General features: G+C 44.8%; 15 protein-coding genes. 11 read left to right on the forward strand and 4 right to left on the reverse strand.

Annotation, left to right across the window (positions count from 1 at the left end; all coding sequences use genetic code 11):
- Positions 1-6: 6 nt before the first annotated feature.
- Positions 7-777, reverse strand: a complete 771-nt coding sequence (locus ACF8EG_RS13965) for a DUF1853 family protein (protein WP_069507294.1) — start codon at positions 775-777, stop codon at positions 7-9.
- Positions 778-914: 137 nt separating this feature from the next.
- Between ACF8EG_RS13965 and ACF8EG_RS13970 the strand changes: the two genes are divergently transcribed.
- Positions 915-1,673 (forward strand): Nif3-like dinuclear metal center hexameric protein, encoded by a 759-nt coding sequence (locus tag ACF8EG_RS13970; protein ID WP_005496082.1) that lies wholly within the window; start codon positions 915-917, stop codon positions 1,671-1,673.
- A gap of 81 nt (positions 1,674-1,754) precedes the next feature.
- Here the strand turns inward: ACF8EG_RS13970 and ACF8EG_RS13975 are convergent, their stop codons facing one another.
- On the reverse strand, positions 1,755-3,044 hold the full coding sequence (locus tag ACF8EG_RS13975; RefSeq protein WP_005455487.1) for a citrate synthase: 1,290 nt from the start codon (positions 3,042-3,044) through the stop codon (positions 1,755-1,757).
- A gap of 395 nt (positions 3,045-3,439) precedes the next feature.
- Here ACF8EG_RS13975 and sdhC point away from each other — a divergent pair, with 395 nt between their 5' ends.
- The 8 genes from sdhC (at position 3,440) to sucD (ending at position 13,142) form a co-directional block, all read left to right on the forward strand.
- On the forward strand, positions 3,440-3,832 hold the full coding sequence (sdhC, locus tag ACF8EG_RS13980; protein ID WP_005496079.1) for a succinate dehydrogenase cytochrome b556 subunit: 393 nt from the start codon (positions 3,440-3,442) through the stop codon (positions 3,830-3,832).
- Positions 3,826-4,170 carry a succinate dehydrogenase, hydrophobic membrane anchor protein gene (gene sdhD / locus ACF8EG_RS13985; RefSeq protein WP_005455480.1) on the forward strand — a complete coding sequence of 115 codons (345 nt, stop codon included), beginning with the start codon at positions 3,826-3,828 and terminating at the stop codon, positions 4,168-4,170. Before sdhC ends, sdhD begins: the two co-directional genes overlap by 7 nt.
- Entirely contained in the window at positions 4,171-5,937 is a 1,767-nt protein-coding gene (sdhA, locus tag ACF8EG_RS13990) for a succinate dehydrogenase flavoprotein subunit (protein WP_015296395.1), read from the forward strand. It abuts the gene before it with no gap.
- A gap of 14 nt (positions 5,938-5,951) precedes the next feature.
- Positions 5,952-6,662: a succinate dehydrogenase iron-sulfur subunit gene (locus tag ACF8EG_RS13995; RefSeq protein WP_005455467.1), complete on the forward strand. Its 711-nt coding sequence runs from the start codon at positions 5,952-5,954 to the stop codon at positions 6,660-6,662.
- A gap of 169 nt (positions 6,663-6,831) precedes the next feature.
- On the forward strand, positions 6,832-9,657 hold the full coding sequence (sucA, locus tag ACF8EG_RS14000) for a 2-oxoglutarate dehydrogenase E1 component (protein WP_005496076.1): 2,826 nt from the start codon (positions 6,832-6,834) through the stop codon (positions 9,655-9,657).
- A 28-nt stretch (positions 9,658-9,685) separates the two neighbouring features.
- Complete coding sequence (gene odhB / locus ACF8EG_RS14005) at positions 9,686-10,891, forward strand: 2-oxoglutarate dehydrogenase complex dihydrolipoyllysine-residue succinyltransferase (RefSeq protein ID WP_005455502.1); 1,206 nt, start codon at positions 9,686-9,688, stop codon at positions 10,889-10,891.
- A gap of 212 nt (positions 10,892-11,103) precedes the next feature.
- Positions 11,104-12,270, forward strand: coding sequence for an ADP-forming succinate--CoA ligase subunit beta (gene sucC / locus ACF8EG_RS14010; protein WP_069507292.1), 1,167 nt, complete (start codon positions 11,104-11,106; stop codon positions 12,268-12,270).
- Entirely contained in the window at positions 12,270-13,142 is an 873-nt protein-coding gene (gene sucD / locus ACF8EG_RS14015; RefSeq protein ID WP_020840251.1) for a succinate--CoA ligase subunit alpha, read from the forward strand. Before sucC ends, sucD begins: the two co-directional genes overlap by 1 nt.
- A 138-nt stretch (positions 13,143-13,280) precedes the next feature.
- Here the strand turns inward: sucD and znuB are convergent, their stop codons facing one another.
- Positions 13,281-14,066 (reverse strand): zinc ABC transporter permease subunit ZnuB, encoded by a 786-nt coding sequence (gene znuB, locus ACF8EG_RS14020; RefSeq protein ID WP_069507290.1) that lies wholly within the window; start codon positions 14,064-14,066, stop codon positions 13,281-13,283.
- Complete coding sequence (gene znuC, locus ACF8EG_RS14025) at positions 14,059-14,847, reverse strand: zinc ABC transporter ATP-binding protein ZnuC (RefSeq protein ID WP_025794906.1); 789 nt, start codon at positions 14,845-14,847, stop codon at positions 14,059-14,061. Before znuC ends, znuB begins: the two co-directional genes overlap by 8 nt.
- A gap of 78 nt (positions 14,848-14,925) precedes the next feature.
- Between znuC and znuA the strand changes: the two genes are divergently transcribed.
- Positions 14,926-15,804, forward strand: coding sequence for a zinc ABC transporter substrate-binding protein ZnuA (gene znuA / locus ACF8EG_RS14030; RefSeq protein WP_020840252.1), 879 nt, complete (start codon positions 14,926-14,928; stop codon positions 15,802-15,804).
- Positions 15,805-16,014: 210 nt separating this feature from the next.
- A complete protein-coding gene (locus ACF8EG_RS14035) occupies positions 16,015-19,386 on the forward strand; it encodes an AraC family transcriptional regulator (RefSeq protein WP_069507288.1) in 3,372 nt (1,123 codons plus the stop codon).
- Positions 19,387-20,232 lie beyond the last annotated feature (846 nt).

A 20,232-nucleotide genomic window follows, 5' to 3' on the forward strand; every position in this document is an offset into this window, starting at 1 on the left:
AACTCTCTATTTATGAGCGTTTGGATTTTGTGGCCAATTATCTGGCACGATAAACCAGAACTCGCCATCTGCTGTTTGTGCATGCTCAAATCGCTCCATTGGTTTTTCAATCGGCTGAGAAAAATCATCCGTACCAATAGCCCAGTTGGGTTTGCTTAAGTGGTAAAGCGGTTTATTGATCAAACTCCATTGGCTTTGATAACACCAATATCCACTGATTTGGCTTGGATTGAGAGCAAAGCCTAAGCACTCTTTCGGTGGTATTTCATTAGAAAATGGATTGATGTAAAGTCGCCCTTGCATCAACAAGCGTTCCTTTGGAGACTGATCCAGAGGAAGCATTTGTCTAAATTCAGGCCTTTCGCTCATTTTCAATTGGTGGGAGAGCATTCTATCCAGTTTTGTATGCAATTGATCGTGCGCGTTAGGGCCATACCAAACACCTTCATGTAAAAGATAAAACTTAATCGCTACTTCCCAATGTTCTAGTTGGTCCAATGTTCTATTTTTGAGTATGAGATCTATCGCACCAATGGTTTTTCCGTCGCTATCGTTGAGTTGAATTTCTTCTGCAACAATTTCATATTGTTCTGAATTCGCAAGTGCAGCGGTACATAAATGCTGATACAAAAAACCCAGTCTCGGGTTCCCTTGGTACTCTTCAGATTCATCCAGAGGTTTAATCGATAAGTCTTCCAATGTTGCGAAAGGAGGGAGCAACTGAAAAAGAGGAGGAGAAGAGGTGATCCATTGATAAAGACGTTGCAGTTGATTCATCCTGATTCCTTAGTGATGTTGATAAAGCAGCGAGCCTCGTTATTGTAACTAAATTTGGTTAGTAGAATAGGGTAGCTAGCATCAGTGTCATAGTTCGATATACACTTTGAGGTACTCGCTCGAAATTGGAAGTGATAATGAATAATTTACAGTTAGAAAAGATTCTCAACAGCAAACTCTCGCCCGAGTTAATTAAAGATTACGCGCCAAATGGCTTACAGGTTGAAGGCTGTCCACAGATCAAGCGCGTAGTTACTGGAGTAACTGCTTCTCAAGCATTAATTGATAAAGCGATTGAACTCAGAGCCGATGCGTTATTGGTCCACCATGGTTATTTTTGGAAAGGGGAGCCAGAACCCATTCGCGGTATGAAAGGTAAGCGAATTCGTAGCCTAATTAAAAGTGACATTAATCTGTACGGCTACCATCTACCGCTCGACATTCATCCTGAACTTGGTAACAACGCAGAGCTTGCTCGTCTTCTTGATATTGAAATCGACGGTGGGTTAGAAGGTCATCCGCAGTCTGTCGCCCTATTTGGACGCTTGAAAAAACCGATGACTGGTTCTCAATTTGCGAGCAATATCAACCAAGCACTTAATCGAGAGCCTCTGCATATCGCTCCAGATAATGCGGAGAAAATGATCGAAACCGTTGGTTGGTGTACTGGCGGTGGACAAGATTTCATTGAACTTGCGGTTCAGCATGGATTAGATGCATTCATTTCTGGCGAAATTTCGGAGCGAACAACTTACACCGCTCGTGAGATGGACATCCACTATTTTGCTGCGGGTCACCATGCAACAGAGCGTTATGGCATCAAAGCACTTGGTAAGTGGTTAGCCGATGAATACGGTTTAGATGTCGAGTTTGTGGATATTGATAATCCAGTGTAGCGTGTATTTTTATCGTTAAAACTAAAAAGGGTTGAGACTTACATCTCAACCCTTTTGTTTATCTGATAACTCTAGTAACGATTATTCGCGCTCATGAAGCGGCGAAAATTCACGTTGCGTTTCGCCTTTGTAAAGCTGACGTGGACGACCGATACGGTTTAGTGGGTCGCTGTGCATCTCGTTCCAGTGGGCAATCCAACCAATAGTACGAGAAATCGCGAAGATAACCGTAAACATTGATACAGGAATACCGATCGCTTTCAGAATGATACCTGAATAGAAATCTACGTTCGGGTACAGTTTCTTAGAAACAAAGTATTCGTCAGAAAGAGCGATACGCTCAAGTTCCATTGCTACGTCCAGCAGAGGATCTTTAATGTTCAGCTCTTTTAGAACTTCGTGACATGTTTCGCGCATTACGGTCGCACGTGGATCGTAGTTCTTGTAAACACGGTGACCGAAGCCCATCAAACGGAATGGGTCATCTTTGTCTTTCGCACGTTCCACGTACTCTGGAATGTTATCCACGCTGCCGATTTCTTCTAGCATCTTCAGACATGCTTCGTTTGCGCCACCGTGAGCTGGGCCCCAAAGTGATGCGATACCAGCGGCAATACATGCGAATGGGTTTGCACCAGAAGAACCTGCTAAACGGACTGTTGATGTCGACGCGTTTTGCTCGTGATCTGCGTGAAGTGTGAAGATTTTATCCATCGCACGAGCAACAACAGGGTTCACTTCATACTCTTCACATGGGTTAGCAAACATCATGTGTAGGAAGTTTTCCGCGTAGCTCAAATCGTTGCGTGGGTAGATAAATGGCTGACCAACAGAGTATTTGAAACACATTGCAGCCAGAGTTGGCATTTTAGATAGCAGACGATAGGCCGCAATTTCACGGTGCTCGTCGTTATTGATATCAAGTGAATCGTGGTAGAAGGCAGCAAGAGCACCAACCACACCACACATTACTGCCATTGGGTGAGCATCACGACGGAAGCCATGGAAGAAGCTTGCGATTTGCTCGTGTACCATTGTGTGACGAGTAACTGTCGTTTTGAATTGCTCGTATTGTTCTCGGGTAGGGGCTTCACCGTAAAGAAGGATGTAACATACTTCTAGGTAATCTGCGTTATTGGCTAATTGATCAATCGGGTAACCGCGGTGCAAAAGAATACCTTTGCCGCCATCGATGTAAGTGATTGATGATTCACAAGATGCAGTGGCAAGAAAACCTGGGTCAAAAGTAAAGTAACCATTGGCTCCCAGTTTACGAACGTCAATTACAGGTGTACCTAGCGTACCGTCCATAATTGGCAGTTCGATTGGCGCTTGACCTTCAACATGAAGGGTCGCTTTCTTATCCGCCATAACAATCTCCTTTGTTTATTATTTAATCCGTCCAGGATGTTTATGTGCCATTTTTGTACTGTTGTTAAAGCTTAAAGTCAATTTTTCTCCATCTTTGTGTGCACTTGTTATGATTTTTCTCATGAAAATCGTTAAAAATCTGTTCTATGTAGCATAATTTGTTACACCAATTGTATTAGAATGTTGCTCGCCGTATATTGGCAAAGAAAATTTTAGTTAAATCCTTATAAATTCGGGGCTAGAAACAAAAGTGAGGTTTGTTTGTGGACTCCGGTTGTTAACAAAGTGTTTACAATTATCTCTGAGCTTATTGCGATAATTTGTTAATCAAATGTTAACTTTTGTACGTTTGGAAGCTGAAATTGGTTATAACAATAAATGCTCAATGGAGCTGAGTGAGCAAGCCCGTGAAAGAAAGAAAGTCAAGACCTGTTAATTTAGATTTACAGACCATTCGCTTTCCTATCACAGCAATCGCATCGATCCTGCACCGTGTGTCTGGGGTAATTACGTTTGTTGCGGTGGGTATATTACTTTGGTTACTGTCCATTTCTCTGTCATCCCCTATGGGTTTTATGGAAGCCGCAGATATCGTTGATGGCTTCTTCGTAAAATTCATCCTGTGGGGTATCCTGACTGCACTTGCCTACCACATCGCTGGTGGTATTCGTCATTTGCTGATGGATCTAGGTCATTTTGAAGAACTAGATTCAGGCGCGATGAGCGCGAAAGTTGCCTTTGGTGCAACTGCAGTATTATCACTATTGGCGGGGATCTTGGTATGGTAAAACACGTATCTTCATTTGGTCGTAATGGTGTACACGATTTCCTACTGATTCGTGCAACAGCCATCATTATGACGCTATACACGATTTATCTGGTTAGCTTCTGTGCATTTTCAGATATCTCTTACGCATCATGGACCCAATTCTTTGGTGGTACTTTCACTAAAGTCTTCACCATGTTGGCGCTTGCATCTGTTCTGATTCATGCATGGATCGGTATGTGGCAAGTGTTCACCGACTACATTAAGTGCGCGAAACTTCGTGGAGCACTTCAACTTGGTGTGATTGCCGTTTTATTCGGTTATGTCTTCTCTGGTCTATTTATTCTGTGGGGTGCGTAAGTGTCTATTCCAGTTCGTGAGTTTGATGCCGTAGTAATCGGCGCTGGTGGTGCAGGTATGCGCGCTGCACTACAAATTTCGGAACAAGGCCTTTCTTGTGCTTTGTTGTCTAAAGTATTCCCAACCCGTTCTCATACTGTATCTGCTCAAGGCGGTATCACAGTTGCGCTTGGTAACTCGCATAAGGACGATTGGCAATGGCACATGTACGACACAGTAAAAGGTTCTGATTACATTGGTGACCAGAACGCGATTGAATACATGTGTAAAAATGGTCCTGAGTCAGTTATCGAGCTAGAAAAAATGGGTCTTCCATTCTCTCGTTTTGATAACGGTACCATCTACCAACGTCCATTCGGCGGTCAGTCAAAAGAGTTTGGTGGTGAGCAGGCGGCGCGCACAGCAGCTGCAGCAGACCGTACAGGTCACGCTCTTCTTCATACGCTTTACCAACAAAACGTCAAACATAAGACAACCATCTTTTCTGAATGGTACGCTTTGGATCTTGTGAAAAACCAAGATGGCGCAATCATGGGTTGTACTGCGATCTGTATGGAAACGGGTGAAATCTGTTACTTCAAATCGAAAGCAACAATTCTAGCTACTGGTGGTGCAGGTCGTATTTACGCATCGACAACTAACGCGCACATCAACACGGGTGATGGCGTTGGTATGGCACTTCGTGCAGGTGTTCCAATGCAAGACATGGAAATGTGGCAGTTCCACCCAACGGGTATTGCTGGCGCGGGTGTTCTTGTGACAGAAGGCTGTCGTGGTGAAGGTGGTTACCTTCTAAACAAAGACGGCGAACGCTTTATGGAACGTTACGCTCCAAACGCGAAAGACCTTGCTGGTCGCGACGTTGTTGCTCGCTCTATGATGATTGAAATCCGTGAAGGCCGCGGTTGTGATGGCCCTTGGGGTCCACATATCAAGTTGAAACTTGATCACCTTGGCAAAGAAGTACTTGAATCACGTCTGCCAGGTATCTGTGAACTGTCTCGTACATTCGCACACGTTGATCCAGTGAAAGAACCAATTCCAGTAATTCCAACTTGTCACTACATGATGGGTGGTGTTCCGACTCAAGTTTCTGGTCAAGCGATTAAGCAACTTGCGGATGGCAGCGAAGCGGAAGTTCAAGGTCTATACGCTTGTGGTGAAATTGCTTCTGTATCTGTACACGGTGCAAACCGTCTAGGTGGTAACTCACTACTAGACTTGGTGGTATTTGGTCGTGCAACAGGCCTACACCTAGGTGAGACTCTTGCTGCTCAAGTTGAAGCTCGCCCTGCAACTGAATCAGACATCGAAGCTTCTCTAGCGCGCACTATGCGTTGGGAAAATAGCACTGGTGGCGAAGATCCAGTACAAATCCGTAAAGACCTACAACGCTGTATGCAAAACAGCTTCTCGGTATTCCGCGAAGGTGATGCAATGGCGACGGGCCTAGAAGAGTTGAAGGTAATTCGTGAACGTCTGAAAGATGCTCACTTAGCCGACAAATCTTCTGAGTTCAACACGCAACGTATTGAGTGTCTAGAACTAGATAACCTGATGGAAACAGCGTTCTCAACAGCAGTTGCAGCAAACTACCGTACAGAAAGCCGTGGTGCTCATGCTCGCTTCGACTTCCCTGATCGTGATGATGAGAACTGGCTATGCCACTCTATCTACAACCCGGAAACCGAAGCGATGACAAAGCGTGATGTAAACATGACGCCAGTACACCGTGACGCGTTCCCACCGAAAGTACGTACATACTAAGGGAGGATATGATTATGAAACTGAACTTCTCTTTGTACCGTTACAACCCGGACGTAGATACTAAGCCTTACATGAAAGAGTACACACTTGAGGTAGACGAAGGCTCAGACATGATGGTGCTTGATGCATTGATTCTGCTAAAAGAGCAAGATCCAAGCATCGCATTCCGTCGTTCTTGTCGTGAAGGAGTGTGTGGTTCTGATGGTTTGAACATGAACGGCAAAAATGGTCTGGCATGTATCACTCCATTATCGGCTCTACAAGGTGACAAGATCGTCATTCGTCCTCTACCGGGTCTACCTGTAGTGCGCGATCTTATCGTTGACATGACGCAGTTCTATGATAACTATGCGAAAGTTAAGCCTTTCTTAATTGATGACGGTGCTCTACCGCCATCACGCGAGAACCTGCAATCTCCAGATGAGCGTGCGCATTTAGATGGATTGTACGAATGTATCATGTGTGCATGTTGTACAACTTCTTGTCCGTCATTCTGGTGGAACCCAGATAAGTTTATTGGCCCTGCAGGCCTACTTGCGGCTTACCGCTGGTTGATTGATAGCCGAGATACGGCAACAGATGAACGTTTGTCTGATCTTGATGATGCATTTAGCGTTTTTCGTTGCCATGGCATCATGAATTGTGTAAGTGTTTGTCCTAAGGGACTAAATCCGACGAAAGCCATCGGTCACATTAAGTCGATGCTGGTGAATCGCTCGGTTTAATTACTCGCAAGCCATAAAGTTGCAGTAAAGTGAGCACGCAACGTACTGACTTTGCTGCAGCCTTCAAGCACGAGTAAAAGGATACTAAAATTGCCGGCTATTTCGGTCGGCTTTTATTAGCTCGGCGTAAGACCGAAGCAAACGTGAAAACTACTGGTTAAGGGAAAATATGCACAACGGCGTGATGAAGGCATGGCTCGAGTCTTCACACTTGGCTGGCGCCAATGCAACGTATGTAGAGGACCTCTACGAACTGTATCTAAGTGATCCCGATCTGGTAAGTGAGGAGTGGAAACGTGTTTTTGAGGGCTTGCCTAAGCCATCAGAAGAAGTGGCAGAACAGCCGCATTCACGTGTCCGTGACTACTTCCGACGACTCGCTAGAGAAACAAAGCATTACAATGTCCAAGTTAGTGATCCAGATGTCGATGCAAAACAAGTAAAAGTTCTACAGCTTATCAACGCATACCGCTTCCGCGGACACGAGGCTGCAGAATTGGATCCACTAGGTCTGTGGCAACGTCCACCTGTGGCGGAGCTAGACCCAGCATTTCATAATCTTACCGAAGACGACTTCGAAGAAACTTTCAACGTAGGTTCTTTTGCTGTTGGGCAAGAAACCATGAAGTTGAAAGACATCTACGCAGCCCTCAAGAAAACTTACTGCGGTTCCATCGGTGCTGAATACATGCACATGACTGACACAGAGCAAAAGCGTTGGATCCAACAACGTCTTGAGTCTGTCGTAGGCCAGCCATCATTCAACCAAGATGAAAAACGCACGTTCCTTGAAGAGTTGACTGCAGCGGAAGGCCTTGAGCGTTATTTAGGCGCAAAATTCCCTGGTGCGAAGCGATTCTCTCTAGAAGGTGGTGATGCGCTTATCCCAATGACGAAAGAACTGATTCGTCATGCGGGTAAGAGTGGCATGCGTGAAGTGGTTATTGGTATGGCTCACCGTGGTCGTTTGAACATGCTGGTGAACGTACTGGGTAAGAAACCACAAGATCTATTTGATGAGTTCGCGGGTAAGCACGATGAAACGTGGGGTACCGGTGACGTTAAATACCACCAAGGTTTCTCTGCAGACTTCGCAACTCCTGGTGGCGATGTTCACTTAGCGCTTGCGTTTAACCCATCTCACTTAGAAATCGTAAACCCAGTCGTTATCGGTTCAGTGCGTGCACGTCAAGACCGTTTGGGTGACAACCACGGCAGCAAAGTTCTTCCTATCACTATTCATGGTGACTCTGCGATTGCTGGCCAAGGTGTAGTGGCTGAAACGTTCAACATGTCACTTGCTCGTGGTTTCTGCGTTGGCGGTACGGTTCGTATTGTTGTAAACAACCAGGTTGGCTTTACAACGTCTAACCCGCGTGACACTCGATCAACCATGTATTGTACTGACATCGCTAAGATGGTTCAGGCGCCGATTTTCCACGTTAACGCCGATGATCCAGAAGCTGTTGCTTTTGTTACTCGCATTGCATTGGATTACCGCAACGAGTTCAAACGTGATGTCGTGATTGATTTGGTTTGTTACCGTCGTCATGGTCACAACGAAGCGGATGAACCGAACGCGACTCAGCCGTTGATGTACCAAAAAATCAAAAAGCACCCAACTCCTCGTAAACTGTACGCCGATGTTCTGATTGATAAGAATGAGTCGGATATTGAAACTGCAACGCAGTTGGTGAACGAGTATCGTGATGCACTTGACCGCGGTGAAGTAGTGGTGAAAGAGTGGCGTCCTATGGCATTGCATTCTGTAGACTGGTCTCCTTACTTGGGACACGAGTGGGATATGCAATGGGAGTCGACCTACGATAAGCAACGCCTTGTCGAGTTAGGTAATCGTTTATGTCAGTACCCGGAAAGCCACAAGCTGCAAAGCCGAGTAAACAAGCTGTACAACGATCGCTTAGCAATGATGACAGGTGAGAAGGCTATTGACTGGGGTATGGCTGAAACATTAGCTTACGCGACATTGGTAGACGATGGTAAGCGTATCCGTATTTCTGGTCAGGACTCAGGTCGTGGTACTTTCTTCCATCGTCACTCAGTTCTTCACAACCAATCAGATGCAAGCACTTACATCCCGCTAGCGAATATCCATGACAAGCAGGGGCCTTTCCAAGTTTTTGACTCTGTGTTGTCGGAAGAAGCTGTTCTTGCATTTGAGTACGGTTATGCAACTGCTGAACCTGGCGGTTTGACCATTTGGGAAGCGCAGTTTGGTGACTTCGCTAACGGCGCACAAGTGGTTATTGACCAATTCATTTCGTCTGGTGAGCAAAAGTGGGGACGTTTGTGCGGCCTGACGATGCTTCTGCCTCATGGTTACGAAGGCCAAGGTCCGGAGCACTCATCTGCTCGTCTAGAGCGTTACCTTCAATTGTGTGCTGAGCAAAACATGCAGGTCGTTGTACCATCAACGCCAGCTCAGGTGTACCACATGATTCGTCGTCAAGTAGTACGCCCAATGCGTCGACCATTGATTGTAATGTCTCCTAAATCATTGCTTCGTCATCCTCTTTGTACTTCGACTTTAGAAGACCTTGCAGAAGGTACGTTCCAAGCAGCGATCCCTGAAGTGGATAACTTGGAGCCAAGCAAAGTGAAACGCGTCGTGTTCTGTTCGGGTAAGGTGTATTTCGACCTTCTTGAGCAGCGTCGCAACAACGAGCAAGAAGACGTAGCAATCGTGCGTATTGAGCAGCTTTACCCATTCCCGATGGAAGAAGTACAAGCGGCTATTGCTCAATACACTAACGTTGAAGACTTCGTGTGGTGTCAGGAAGAGCCTCAGAACCAAGGTGCTTGGTACTGTAGTCAACATAACTTCCGTGCCGCTATTCCTGCAGGTGCAGATCTTAAATACGCAGGTCGCCCAGCTTCTGCTTCGCCAGCAGTTGGCTACATGTCGGTGCACTTGAAACAACAAAAAGCGTTGGTTGAAGACGCTCTGAACGTGAACTCAAAAACTTCGGACTAAGAACTAGAAGTTAAAGGAAGAAACAGATATGACAATTGAAATTCTGGTTCCAGATTTACCTGAATCAGTTGCTGATGCAACCGTGGCGACATGGCACAAACAACCAGGCGACACCGTAGAGCGTGATGAAGTTTTGGTTGATATTGAAACTGACAAAGTTGTACTAGAAGTGCCAGCTCCAGAAGCTGGTGTTTTAGAAGCCATTCTTGAAGTAGAAGGTGCAACAGTACTTTCAAAGCAACTTCTTGCTAAATTGAAAGCCGGCGCTGTTGCGGGCGAGCCAACCGCAGACAAAACAGAAGCAACAGAAGCTTCTCCAGATAAGCGTCACAAAGCGACACTGACTGAAGAAAGCAATGATGCACTTAGCCCTGCCGTTCGTCGTCTACTTGCGGAACATGGTCTAGAAGCACACCAAGTTAAAGGTACTGGTGTTGGCGGTCGTATTACTCGTGAAGATATCGAAGCGCATCTAGCGAACGCTAAAGCAGCTCCAAAAGCTGATGCTCCAGCAGTTGAAGCACCAGCAACCGCTCGTAGTGAGAAGCGTGTGCCAATGACTCGCCTACGTAAGACGGTTGCAAACCGCCTATTGGAAGCGAAAAACAGCACCGCAATGCTAACGACGTTTAACGAAGTGAACATGAAGCCAATCATGGATCTTCGTAAGCAATACAAAGACCAGTTCGAAGAGCGTCACGGTATTCGTCTTGGCTTCATGTCTTTCTATGTGAAAGCTGTGACAGAAGCACTAAAACGTTACCCAGAAGTAAATGCATCAATCGATGGTGATGATATCGTTTACCACAATTACTTTGACATTAGCATGGCGGTATCAACGCCACGCGGTCTAGTAACTCCAGTGCTAAAAGACTGTGACAAGCTTGGCTTTGCAGATGTTGAAAAAGGCATCAAAGAGCTAGCGATCAAAGGTCGTGATGGCAAGCTAACAGTTGATGAGTTAATGGGTGGTAACTTCACTATCACTAACGGTGGTGTGTTCGGTTCTCTAATGTCTACGCCTATCATCAACCCACCTCAATCTGCAATCCTTGGTATGCATAAAATCCAAGAACGCCCGATGGCTGTGAATGGTAAAGTTGAAATCCTACCGATGATGTACCTAGCGCTATCTTACGACCACCGTTTGATCGATGGCCGTGAGTCAGTTGGCTTCCTAGTAACGATTAAAGAGCTACTAGAAGATCCAGCGCGTCTCCTATTAGACGTTTAATATCGCTAAAACGTCTAGTTACCTTGGGTGGCTAGACGTTGAAAATTTCAATGGCTAGACTAGCTCAACGTCTGGCCTTCATTTGAATCGCTAAGCTATTAAAAAATAGATCGCGATTGACTTGAGAAGACCCTACAGACGTACAAGCAGCCAAGACTGCAGCGTTATGGAAATAATAAATCCCTCAAGGGAAAAACAAACGGAATATCGAAATGAATTTGCATGAATACCAAGCCAAACAGCTGTTTGCAGAATTCGGTTTGCCTGTGCCAGAAGGCTACGCATGTGATACACCACAAGAAGCGTTTGAAGCCGCAGGCCGTATTAGCACAGCAAAGAAAGTAGTCAAGTGTCAGGTTCACGCTGGTGGCCGCGGTAAAGCGGGTGGCGTAGAGCTTCACGACACTAAAGAAGGTGTAAAAGAGTTTGCGCAAAAGTGGCTAGGTAAAAATCTAGTAACTTACCAAACAGATGCAAATGGTCAGCCAGTTACAAAAATCCTTGTTGAAGAAGCGTCAAACATTGCCAACGAACTTTACTTAGGTGCGGTAGTTGACCGTGCTAGCCGTAAGATCGTTTTCATGGCTTCTACAGAAGGCGGTGTGGAAATCGAAAAAGTTGCGGAAGAAACGCCGGAGCTAATCCACAAAGCAGCCATCGATCCACTAGTAGGCCCTCAAGCTTACCAAGGTCGTGAGCTTGCGTTCAGACTTGGTCTTGAAGGTGACCAAATCAAACAATTCGTTAAGATCTTTATGGGTCTTGGCACTATGTTCTCTCAGTACGACCTTGCTCTACTAGAGATCAACCCGCTTGTGATTACTGCTGAAGGCAACCTGCTATGTCTTGACGGTAAGATCAACATCGACTCAAACGCACTTTACCGTCAGCCTAAGCTACGTGAAATGCACGATCCATCACAAGAAGATGAGCGTGAAGCGCACGCAGCTCAGTGGGAACTGAACTACGTAGCACTAGACGGCAACGTTGGCTGTATGGTTAACGGTGCAGGCCTAGCAATGGGTACGATGGATATCGTAAACCTACATGGCGGCAAACCAGCGAACTTCCTAGACGTAGGTGGTGGCGCAACTAAAGAACGCGTTGCTGAAGCATTCAAGATCATCCTATCTGATGACAATGTGAAAGCGGTACTCGTAAACATCTTCGGTGGTATCGTTCGTTGTGACATGATCGCAGAAGGTATTATCGGTGCAGTTAAAGAGGTAGGTGTAAACGTACCTGTTGTTGTTCGTCTAGAAGGTACTAACGCAGACTTAGGTCGCGAAGTTCTTGCTAATTCTGATGTTGATATCATTGCTGCTGAGTCGCTAACGGATGCTGCTCAGAAAGTTGTTGCTGCTGCGGAGGCTAAATAATGTCTGTATTAATTAACAAAGACACTAAAGTAATCTGTCAGGGTTTCACTGGTGGTCAAGGTACTTTCCACTCAGAGCAAGCTATCGCATACGGTACGCAAATGGTTGGTGGTGTGTCTCCAGGTAAAGGTGGCCAAACTCACCTAGGTCTACCTGTATTCAACACAGTACGCGAAGCAGTAGAAGCGACTGGTGCAACTGCAACAGTAATTTACGTTCCAGCACCTTTCTGTAAAGATGCAATCCTAGAAGCGATTGATGCGGGTATCGAGCTAATCGTAACCATCACTGAAGGTATTCCTACAACAGATATGATCGACGTGAAAGTGAAGCTAGAAGAAACTGGCGTTCGCATGATCGGTCCTAACTGTCCGGGTGTTATTACTCCAGATGAGTGTAAGATCGGTATCATGCCTGGTCACATCCACAAGAAAGGTAAAGTAGGTATCGTATCTCGCTCTGGTACTCTAACTTACGAAGCTGTTAAACAAACTACAGATGAAGGCTTCGGTCAGTCTACGTGTGTTGGTATCGGTGGTGACCCAATCCCAGGTTCAAACTTCATTGATATCCTAAAACTGTTCCAAGAAGACCCAGAAACTGAAGCGATCGTAATGATCGGTGAAATCGGTGGCACAGCAGAAGAAGAAGCGGCGGAGTTCATTAAAGAAAACGTAACTAAGCCAGTTGTTTCTTACATCGCTGGTGTAACTGCACCTCCAGGTAAACGTATGGGCCACGCTGGTGCGATTATCTCAGGTGGTAAAGGTACTGCAGAAGACAAATTTGCTGCACTAGAAGCGGCAGGCGTTAAGACAGTTAAGTCTCTAGCAGACATCGGTCAAGGTCTACGTGAAGTAACTGGTTGGTAATTTCTGACTCGTAAAATAAAAAAGCCTGGCATTGCCGGGCTTTTTTGTATCTGATCTTGTATTGATTTTGTATGTAAGCCAGCAATAGCACTGAGAATTCTTAATCATCAGATCCGTTTGCTTAACTTGTGCTTATAACTAAGCTTTCCGCTGAATCAGTTGGCTCAGCATAAACAAAGAAGTCGCACTGATCACCACTGATGGGCCTGCTGGTGTGTCGAAGTGCCAAGACAGACTCAGTCCCATTAGAACTGAAATCGCACCTATGATGGATGCGAAGAATGCCATTTGTTCTGGTGTAGAAGACAACTTACGCGCTGTTGCTGCTGGGATGATCAGTAGTGAAGTCATGATAAGGGCACCGACAAACTTCATACCTACCGCAATCACTACGCCCACCATTAGCATCAAGACCAGACGAATTAAATCTGTGTTCACACCTTCTACAGCGGCTAGCTCTTCGCTGACGGTACTTGATAATAACGGTCGCCAGAATATGTACAAACATGCACTAACGGCAATTACGCCGGCATAAATAAACATCAAATCTTCTGGTGATACAGCTAATAAATCACCAAATAGGTAACTCATTAGATCGACACGAACATTGTCCAAAAAGCTTACTGACACCAAACCGATAGACAAAGAGCTGTGAGCCAGAATTCCGAGTAGGGTATCTGTGGCCACCAGTTGCTGCCTTTGCAGTGTTACAAGGAGTACCGCTAATGTTAAACAGCAGACTAGCAGCGCAAGATAGAGGTTAACGTTCAGTAAGAACCCGAGAGCGAGCCCCATTAACGATGCATGGGCAAGAGTGTCACCGAAGTAGGCCATTTTGCGCCATACAACGAAAGACCCAAGTGGACCTGCGATGATTGCAATACCAATACCAGCGAGAATAGAAGGTAGAAGAAACTCAATCATGGTGATGATGTCCGTGGCTATGGTTAGAGCACGAGGTAGCGTCGCCCGATACTGGAGAGCCAGACAAATCGTGATGGTGATGCTCGTGGTCGTGATGATAAAACGCGAGTGATTCTCTCGCTGCGTTACCAAACAATGCTATGTAAGAAGGATGCTGAGTGATCGTTGCTGGTGATCCCGAACAACAAACGTGGTGGTGCAAACAAATTACATCGTCTGTTTTTGCCATGACCAAATGCAAATCATGAGATACCATAAACACAGCGCAATCGAAGCGGTGACGGATGCTTTCAATCAAATCGTATAGATCGATTTGTCCCTGAACATCAACACCTTGAGCTGGTTCATCAAGAACCAACAAGTCAGGGCGTTGTAGCAGCGCGCGGGCAAGTAGGACGCGTTGGTTTTCACCACCGGAAAGGCGGTGCATGTTGCTCTGAATTAAGTGCTCTGCACCAACTAGTCTTAATGCATCAAGGCATTCTTGTTTGCTGTACTTTCCTGCTAAATTTAAGAAACGGATAACGTTTAGCGGCAAAGAGTCGTTGAGTTTCAGTTTCTGAGGCACATAACCAATTTTTAGCTTTTTAGCTTTAACCAATTTTCCGCTAGTCGGCTTTTGAAGCCCTAAAATGACTTTAACTAACGTGGATTTTCCCGCTCCGTTGGGACCGATTAGGGTTGTGATTTTGCCCTTTTCTAATTCCATGCTGATGTTATCGAGAACTCTGCGATCATCGAACTCGACGCACAATCGTTCAAGACTGACTAATGAAGACATGAATGAAACTCATTTGCAAAACTATAATGTTATAATGTAACATTATCGCACTTTCTACGCCATATCCCAAGTAAAACTATGAAAAGAGCTTTAATTCTTGCTGCTTCAGCCATGTTAACCTTGCCAGCGCAGGCGATAACAGTACTTACAAGCATTAAACCGATCCAACTGATGGTGACTGAACTGACGGAAGGCGTCACTACTCCTGAAGTGCTAGTTCAGTCAAACGCATCACCACACGATTATTCGCTGCGACCTTCTGATGTAAAAAAAGTCGCGTCTGCGGATTTGGTGATTTGGTATGGTCATGATTTGGAACCGTTTCTTGAAAAAGTCGTATCAAATAGATCTAGTACACTGACGCTAAGCGAAATACCAAATCTAGCGCTTCGTGAGTTTGATAGAGAGCATTCGCATGATCACGACGGTCATAACCACGGTAGCCACGACCCGCACTTTTGGTTGGGTATTAAACCGGTTAAACAGGTCGCCCAAGCTGTTGTGAACAAATTGGCGGAAATCGATCCAGCTAATGCGAAAACGTACAGCAACAATCTTGTTCAATTTGAAGAACAGCTTGCGGCTAAAGATAAGGAAATAGAGCAGCAGTTAGCACCAGTGAAGAACCAAGGGTACTTCGTTTTCCATGATGCGTACGGTTATTTTGAAGAGCGTTACCAGTTAAATAATCTAGGACACTTTACGGTGACTCCCGACCGAAAGCCGGGAGCCAAGACGCTAATTCAGATCAGAAAAAACCTAGGCTCAGGTAACGTGGCTTGTGTGTTTTCTGAGCCTCAATTTACACCAGCCGTTGTCGAGAGTGTGATGCGTGGCAGCGATGTCGACAAAGGCGAGCTTGACCCATTAGGCAGTACGATCAAGGTGGAGCCAGGCAGTTACTTTAACTTGTTAGGCAACATGGCTGACAGCTTTGAGCAATGTTTGGCTAAATAAGGGTAATTAGTTGTAGTTTTGCGGATGAAATGTCTCTTTTACGTGATCTAGCAGTAAGAATTACAACCTTTGGCAAGACGAACCTTTTCTATAAAAGGAATTGAGATATCATTATCAATAATTAGCGGCTCAAAATAACCCTACTCACAAGAGCTACGGAAGGCCTATAGGGAGTTGAGTTGATATAAATTGATATATAAGGTTTTCGTCTTGCTTCGCCAACTTGTCCTGATTTTCTGGGGACTCTTCATATCATCTCAAGCATTTGCGCTGAACAACGCAAATGCCATCTTTTACCCTTTGCCTACTCAGGTTAAGGGCACTTTTATTGCTGCGAAAAAATTGTTCTTGGGCGAGCAAGGTGGGCTATGGATTCATGATGTACATGGCCGCGTTCTTTTTTATGACGGCCAGAATGTTCTGCCAAAATCAGGCAGTTTTTTGCAAACGACTGCAAAGCAGCTTGCGTATCATCAAGGGTCATTCTGGACCTTTGTCGAAAATGAGGTTTATCAGACCTACCCAAACAAAGAAAGGCAGTTGGTCTTTAGCCTTAACCCCGGGGCGCAAATTAGAAAAATAGGTTCATCAGGTGATTATATTTGGGTCAGTGATGGCGCACATTTTTATACCTACAACATCAAAACCAATGAACTTGATTCATTTTCACTGCTTCAACTTTATCAACATAGCAATAATAGTTATGTGTACATCAATGATGCGATTCTGATCGAAACCAAATGGGCGTTGGCTACAACATCTGGTGTCTATCTCTCTGAAGGTAATAAATTTGATCATGTGATTTCGTCGGGCCAAAACTACATTGAAAAAGTGTACTACTCGCATACGAGACGCGAGATATTGGTCGGCACCTTAAAAGGCGCGTTGATCTTCAATATTTACGAGCCGAACAAAGAGATCGTCAAAATTGGCGGCTCCCACGTACTGACGTTTTCAGAGACCAATCAAGAGTATTGGGTTGGTACTGAGCACGGTTTGTATCTCTACTCGTTTTTAACAGGTGAAGTTACTGAAGTTGAGCCTGCGAGCTTCTTAGAGTTAGAGCTCGATAGCACTAAAATTTATTCCTTACTTAGCGACAACATGGGCGGAATGTGGATAGCGACCAACCAAGGCATTCGTTATTACTCTTTGTTCAGCAAAAAATTTGAGCGAGTCACCTTTAGTAGTTATGACTCGCAAACCTTATCTGGTCGTATCAGACAAACGGTAACAGGGCCAGATGGTGTGCTTTGGTTTGCCGATGACCGCAAACTGTATCGTTCTGGCGCGGAAGGGATTGTAAAAGTCTTAGAATTAGATTCTCAAATTAACGAATTTGCGTTCCAACGAGGCATGTTATGGCTTGCCACTTCAAAAGGCTTGGAGGTATTCCAATTGGAAGGGCTGAAAAAGGTCAGCTTCCCTTATTTACAAGTGATGGCTGGGCATGCTGTTGAGCATATTGCTCTAGATGACACAAACCGTTTGTGGGTATCCAGCGGTTACCAACTTTACAACGTTGATATCGACAAGCAATCCGTCAGAAACTTTGGTAGCGAATGGATCGTGAGTCAGTACTTACCAGCTAAAGTGACGCGCTTAAATGATACCGAAGATAAACTTTTTATTGGTACGGACCATGGTATTTATGAATATGATGATGAACGTATTCGTTTCAATCGTTTCTCGGAAAAATATGGCGAGTCTCTAGATATAGTGACAGCGGCGGATGGCTCTCAGTGGTTTGCCTCTTCCTATGGGTTGTTTAAAACAGTGGCTGGTGGAGAAGCCAAGCAAGTCTTGGAGATGAGTGTTGCGAATGCTCGTCCGGCGTGTTTGATTAGTGATGCGAAAGGTGTGTGGCTTGCATCTTCTGTTGGGTTGAGTTACTACCGATTGTCCGGTGAGTTAGTTAAACACTATTCATCTGCATCGGGCTTGATTAATAATGAGTTTATTCCTGGGATATGTAGCGTAGTGAAACGCACAGAAGATGGTGAACGTGAACTTGTTTTAGGCTCAAAATATGGATTAGTTAAAGCGGAGGCTTCAAAACTATTGGTGTCAAACCCGCCAGAATCCCGCTTTATTGTTAGCCAAGTGATGCTTGAAAACGATGTAATCCAAGTGGGGAGTTCCGACCTTGATGGGATTAAGCTGCCTTATGGTTCTTCGCTGAGTTTTCTCTTTGGCATCATGCCTAAACCGGATAGCCAGAACCTGTACTACCGCTTAAACGAAGACGACCGATGGCAGACCTTAGAAGGGGGTCAGTTAACCTTAGAGCACCTCAACTCTGGGGAATACCACCTTCAAGTGAGTAACGAGTCACAGGTAACGGCGGGCGTTGTTGGCTTAGAGTCTCGTTTTGAAGTGCTCAAACCATGGTATCTATCCCAGCTTGCGATATTAGGCTTTTTCGTCTCAATTTCTACGCTTATCGGTCTTATCATGTACTGGCGATCACGATATGTTATGCAAGCAAACCGAGAGCTTGCTGCTCAGGTCACTCTAAAGACCAACCAGCTAAGGCATCAAAGCCGCGTATTATTGACGAGTAACCAACAGTTAAGAAAGCAAATTCAGGTTAGAAATCTATTAGTTGACCATGTTGCTCAGTCTATAAAAACCAGCGTCGATTATATCTCGTCAAAATTGCCAGTGGAGAGAGATTCCATCACAGAGGATCACGTATCAAAAACTTACTGGCAGCTGAATGAGCTTAAAAGTGCTCCAGGTGATGCGAGTAACGGCAGTCAAAACTACAACCTAAGCCAAATTACGCAATCTGTGGTGGATGTGTGGCGAGACGATTTTGCCAAAGCTGGGATCTCTGTGGAGTTAGAGGATGAGAACAAGTCTAGCCGTATTGCTCTAGAGAGTTTCAATCTGGATGTTATCTTTAACAATATCTTTGCCAACATCATCAAGCGCTCTTTCCGAGGTCAAGCCGTTAAAGTGATGCTAGAAGAGGGACGGGACATTGTCTCACTCAGCTTTTTGGATTACGGAACGCAATTGCCAAATAAACTTTCTCTAAGTCGCCCTGCGAATAACAATGTGGACTTGAGTATCGACAATCTTTCGCAACTGGTTACGGTGAGTGGAGGGCACTTAGCGGTGTTCACTTCTGATGCGCAGAATAAAATTGAGATTACTTGGCCGATGGCAAAAGAGTTGAGCCATGTTGAGGAAGTTTTACCAGAATTTGTGCCAGAAAACATCGCCGAAGAAAAAGCCAGTCCAGAGAATGAGTGGCTACAAAAGGTTTATCAGTTAGTTGCTGAGCATTACCATGACCCTGATTTTGGTACTGCGACAGCGGCTAAGATGTTATTTATGTCTGAACGTAGTTTACAACGCCGCTTTAAGTCGGCCTCGTCAAGAACGTTAAAAGATTATTTAACGGAGGTACGGTTAGAAACTGCTTGTGAACAGTTACTCGCAGGTGAAAAAATCAGTGAAGTGGCTTTCAATTGCGGTTTCAATGATCCCTCTTACTTCAGCCAGAAGTTCAAGTTGCACTTTGGTTTACCTCCATCAAAGTTCGCGATGGAACAAGACAGTCACGCAAATTAGCCTTCAATCTTTCGAACATCGTTAGTAGTTACAACACGGATGTTATCTAAGTCACCTCCTCTCGTTTAACGGCGTGATTCGTTCTGATACCGCAACTAAACCATTCTAGTCGCCTCGGGCTACGCAGCGTTCTGTTTTTTTGAGTTGTTCTGAGTAAGTAAAGCATCTGTACTTTCTTATGTAGTTCGCAGCAATAAAGAGCTGCAATGCCTTTGTGTGTTGTTAGGCAAGAGTTTTTTGCCTAATTTATGCGTTGTGATAGGTAAGTGAAACAGCAATGTACAACGTTGTAGCAATTTGTTTTCGCCAAACAGCACATATAAATAGGATATAGAAAGCTTAACTAAAGTGCTTCTAGTTACAGGAGGTTGGTTGTTAAAGGTTTAAATCGGGAGTAGAAAAGAAGTGAAAAAAAATATCGTGGTATAGCCGGGGGGACTATACCACGGGTGTCAATGACACCTTCGCTTGCTGCCGGAGTGACATGTTGCCATGCCACCTCTGGAATTCTTTTAAGAGGTTGCCCTCTCGATGGAATAACTATACGAGACCTTACTTATTTTTCTTATAAAAATAACGACAGGTTGATATGAGAAAAGCGACAATGTTGTTTTTTATTTTTAAGCTGTTGATTTTATTTGATAATGTTTTTATTGGTTAGGTGATGTTAAGTTTTTGTTTCTTTTTGATGGTTTTAAAAATGTCGATTTTGACGAAAATGACGAGGTAAAACTTAACGGAGTTAACGTTCAAAATATGAAAGGCAATTATGGAATCTTTGATTTCACACAATGAATGGAAGGGTATAGAGGAGTATTATCGCTGCCTAAATACTCTTAAATAATA

The organism is Vibrio sp. YQ_11, assembly GCF_043103065.1.
Classification (GTDB): Bacteria; Pseudomonadota; Gammaproteobacteria; order Enterobacterales; family Vibrionaceae; genus Vibrio; species Vibrio parahaemolyticus.

Bases quoted from the DNA above. Each gene is read 5' to 3' on its own strand.
- ACF8EG_RS13965 (WP_069507294.1), bottom strand. From the start codon at position 777: ATGAATCAACTGCAACGTCTTTATCAATGGATCACCTCTTCTCCTCCT.
- ACF8EG_RS13970 (WP_005496082.1), top strand. From the start codon at position 915: ATGAATAATTTACAGTTAGAAAAGATTCTCAACAGCAAACTCTCGCCC.
- ACF8EG_RS13975 (WP_005455487.1), bottom strand. From the start codon at position 3,044: ATGGCGGATAAGAAAGCGACCCTTCATGTTGAAGGTCAAGCGCCAATC.
- sdhD (WP_005455480.1), top strand. From the start codon at position 3,826: ATGGTAAAACACGTATCTTCATTTGGTCGTAATGGTGTACACGATTTC.
- ACF8EG_RS13995 (WP_005455467.1), top strand. From the start codon at position 5,952: ATGAAACTGAACTTCTCTTTGTACCGTTACAACCCGGACGTAGATACT.
- sucA (WP_005496076.1), top strand. From the start codon at position 6,832: ATGCACAACGGCGTGATGAAGGCATGGCTCGAGTCTTCACACTTGGCT.
- odhB (WP_005455502.1), top strand. From the start codon at position 9,686: ATGACAATTGAAATTCTGGTTCCAGATTTACCTGAATCAGTTGCTGAT.
- sucC (WP_069507292.1), top strand. From the start codon at position 11,104: ATGAATTTGCATGAATACCAAGCCAAACAGCTGTTTGCAGAATTCGGT.
- sucD (WP_020840251.1), top strand. From the start codon at position 12,270: ATGTCTGTATTAATTAACAAAGACACTAAAGTAATCTGTCAGGGTTTC.
- znuB (WP_069507290.1), bottom strand. From the start codon at position 14,066: ATGATTGAGTTTCTTCTACCTTCTATTCTCGCTGGTATTGGTATTGCA.
- znuC (WP_025794906.1), bottom strand. From the start codon at position 14,847: ATGTCTTCATTAGTCAGTCTTGAACGATTGTGCGTCGAGTTCGATGAT.
- znuA (WP_020840252.1), top strand. From the start codon at position 14,926: ATGAAAAGAGCTTTAATTCTTGCTGCTTCAGCCATGTTAACCTTGCCA.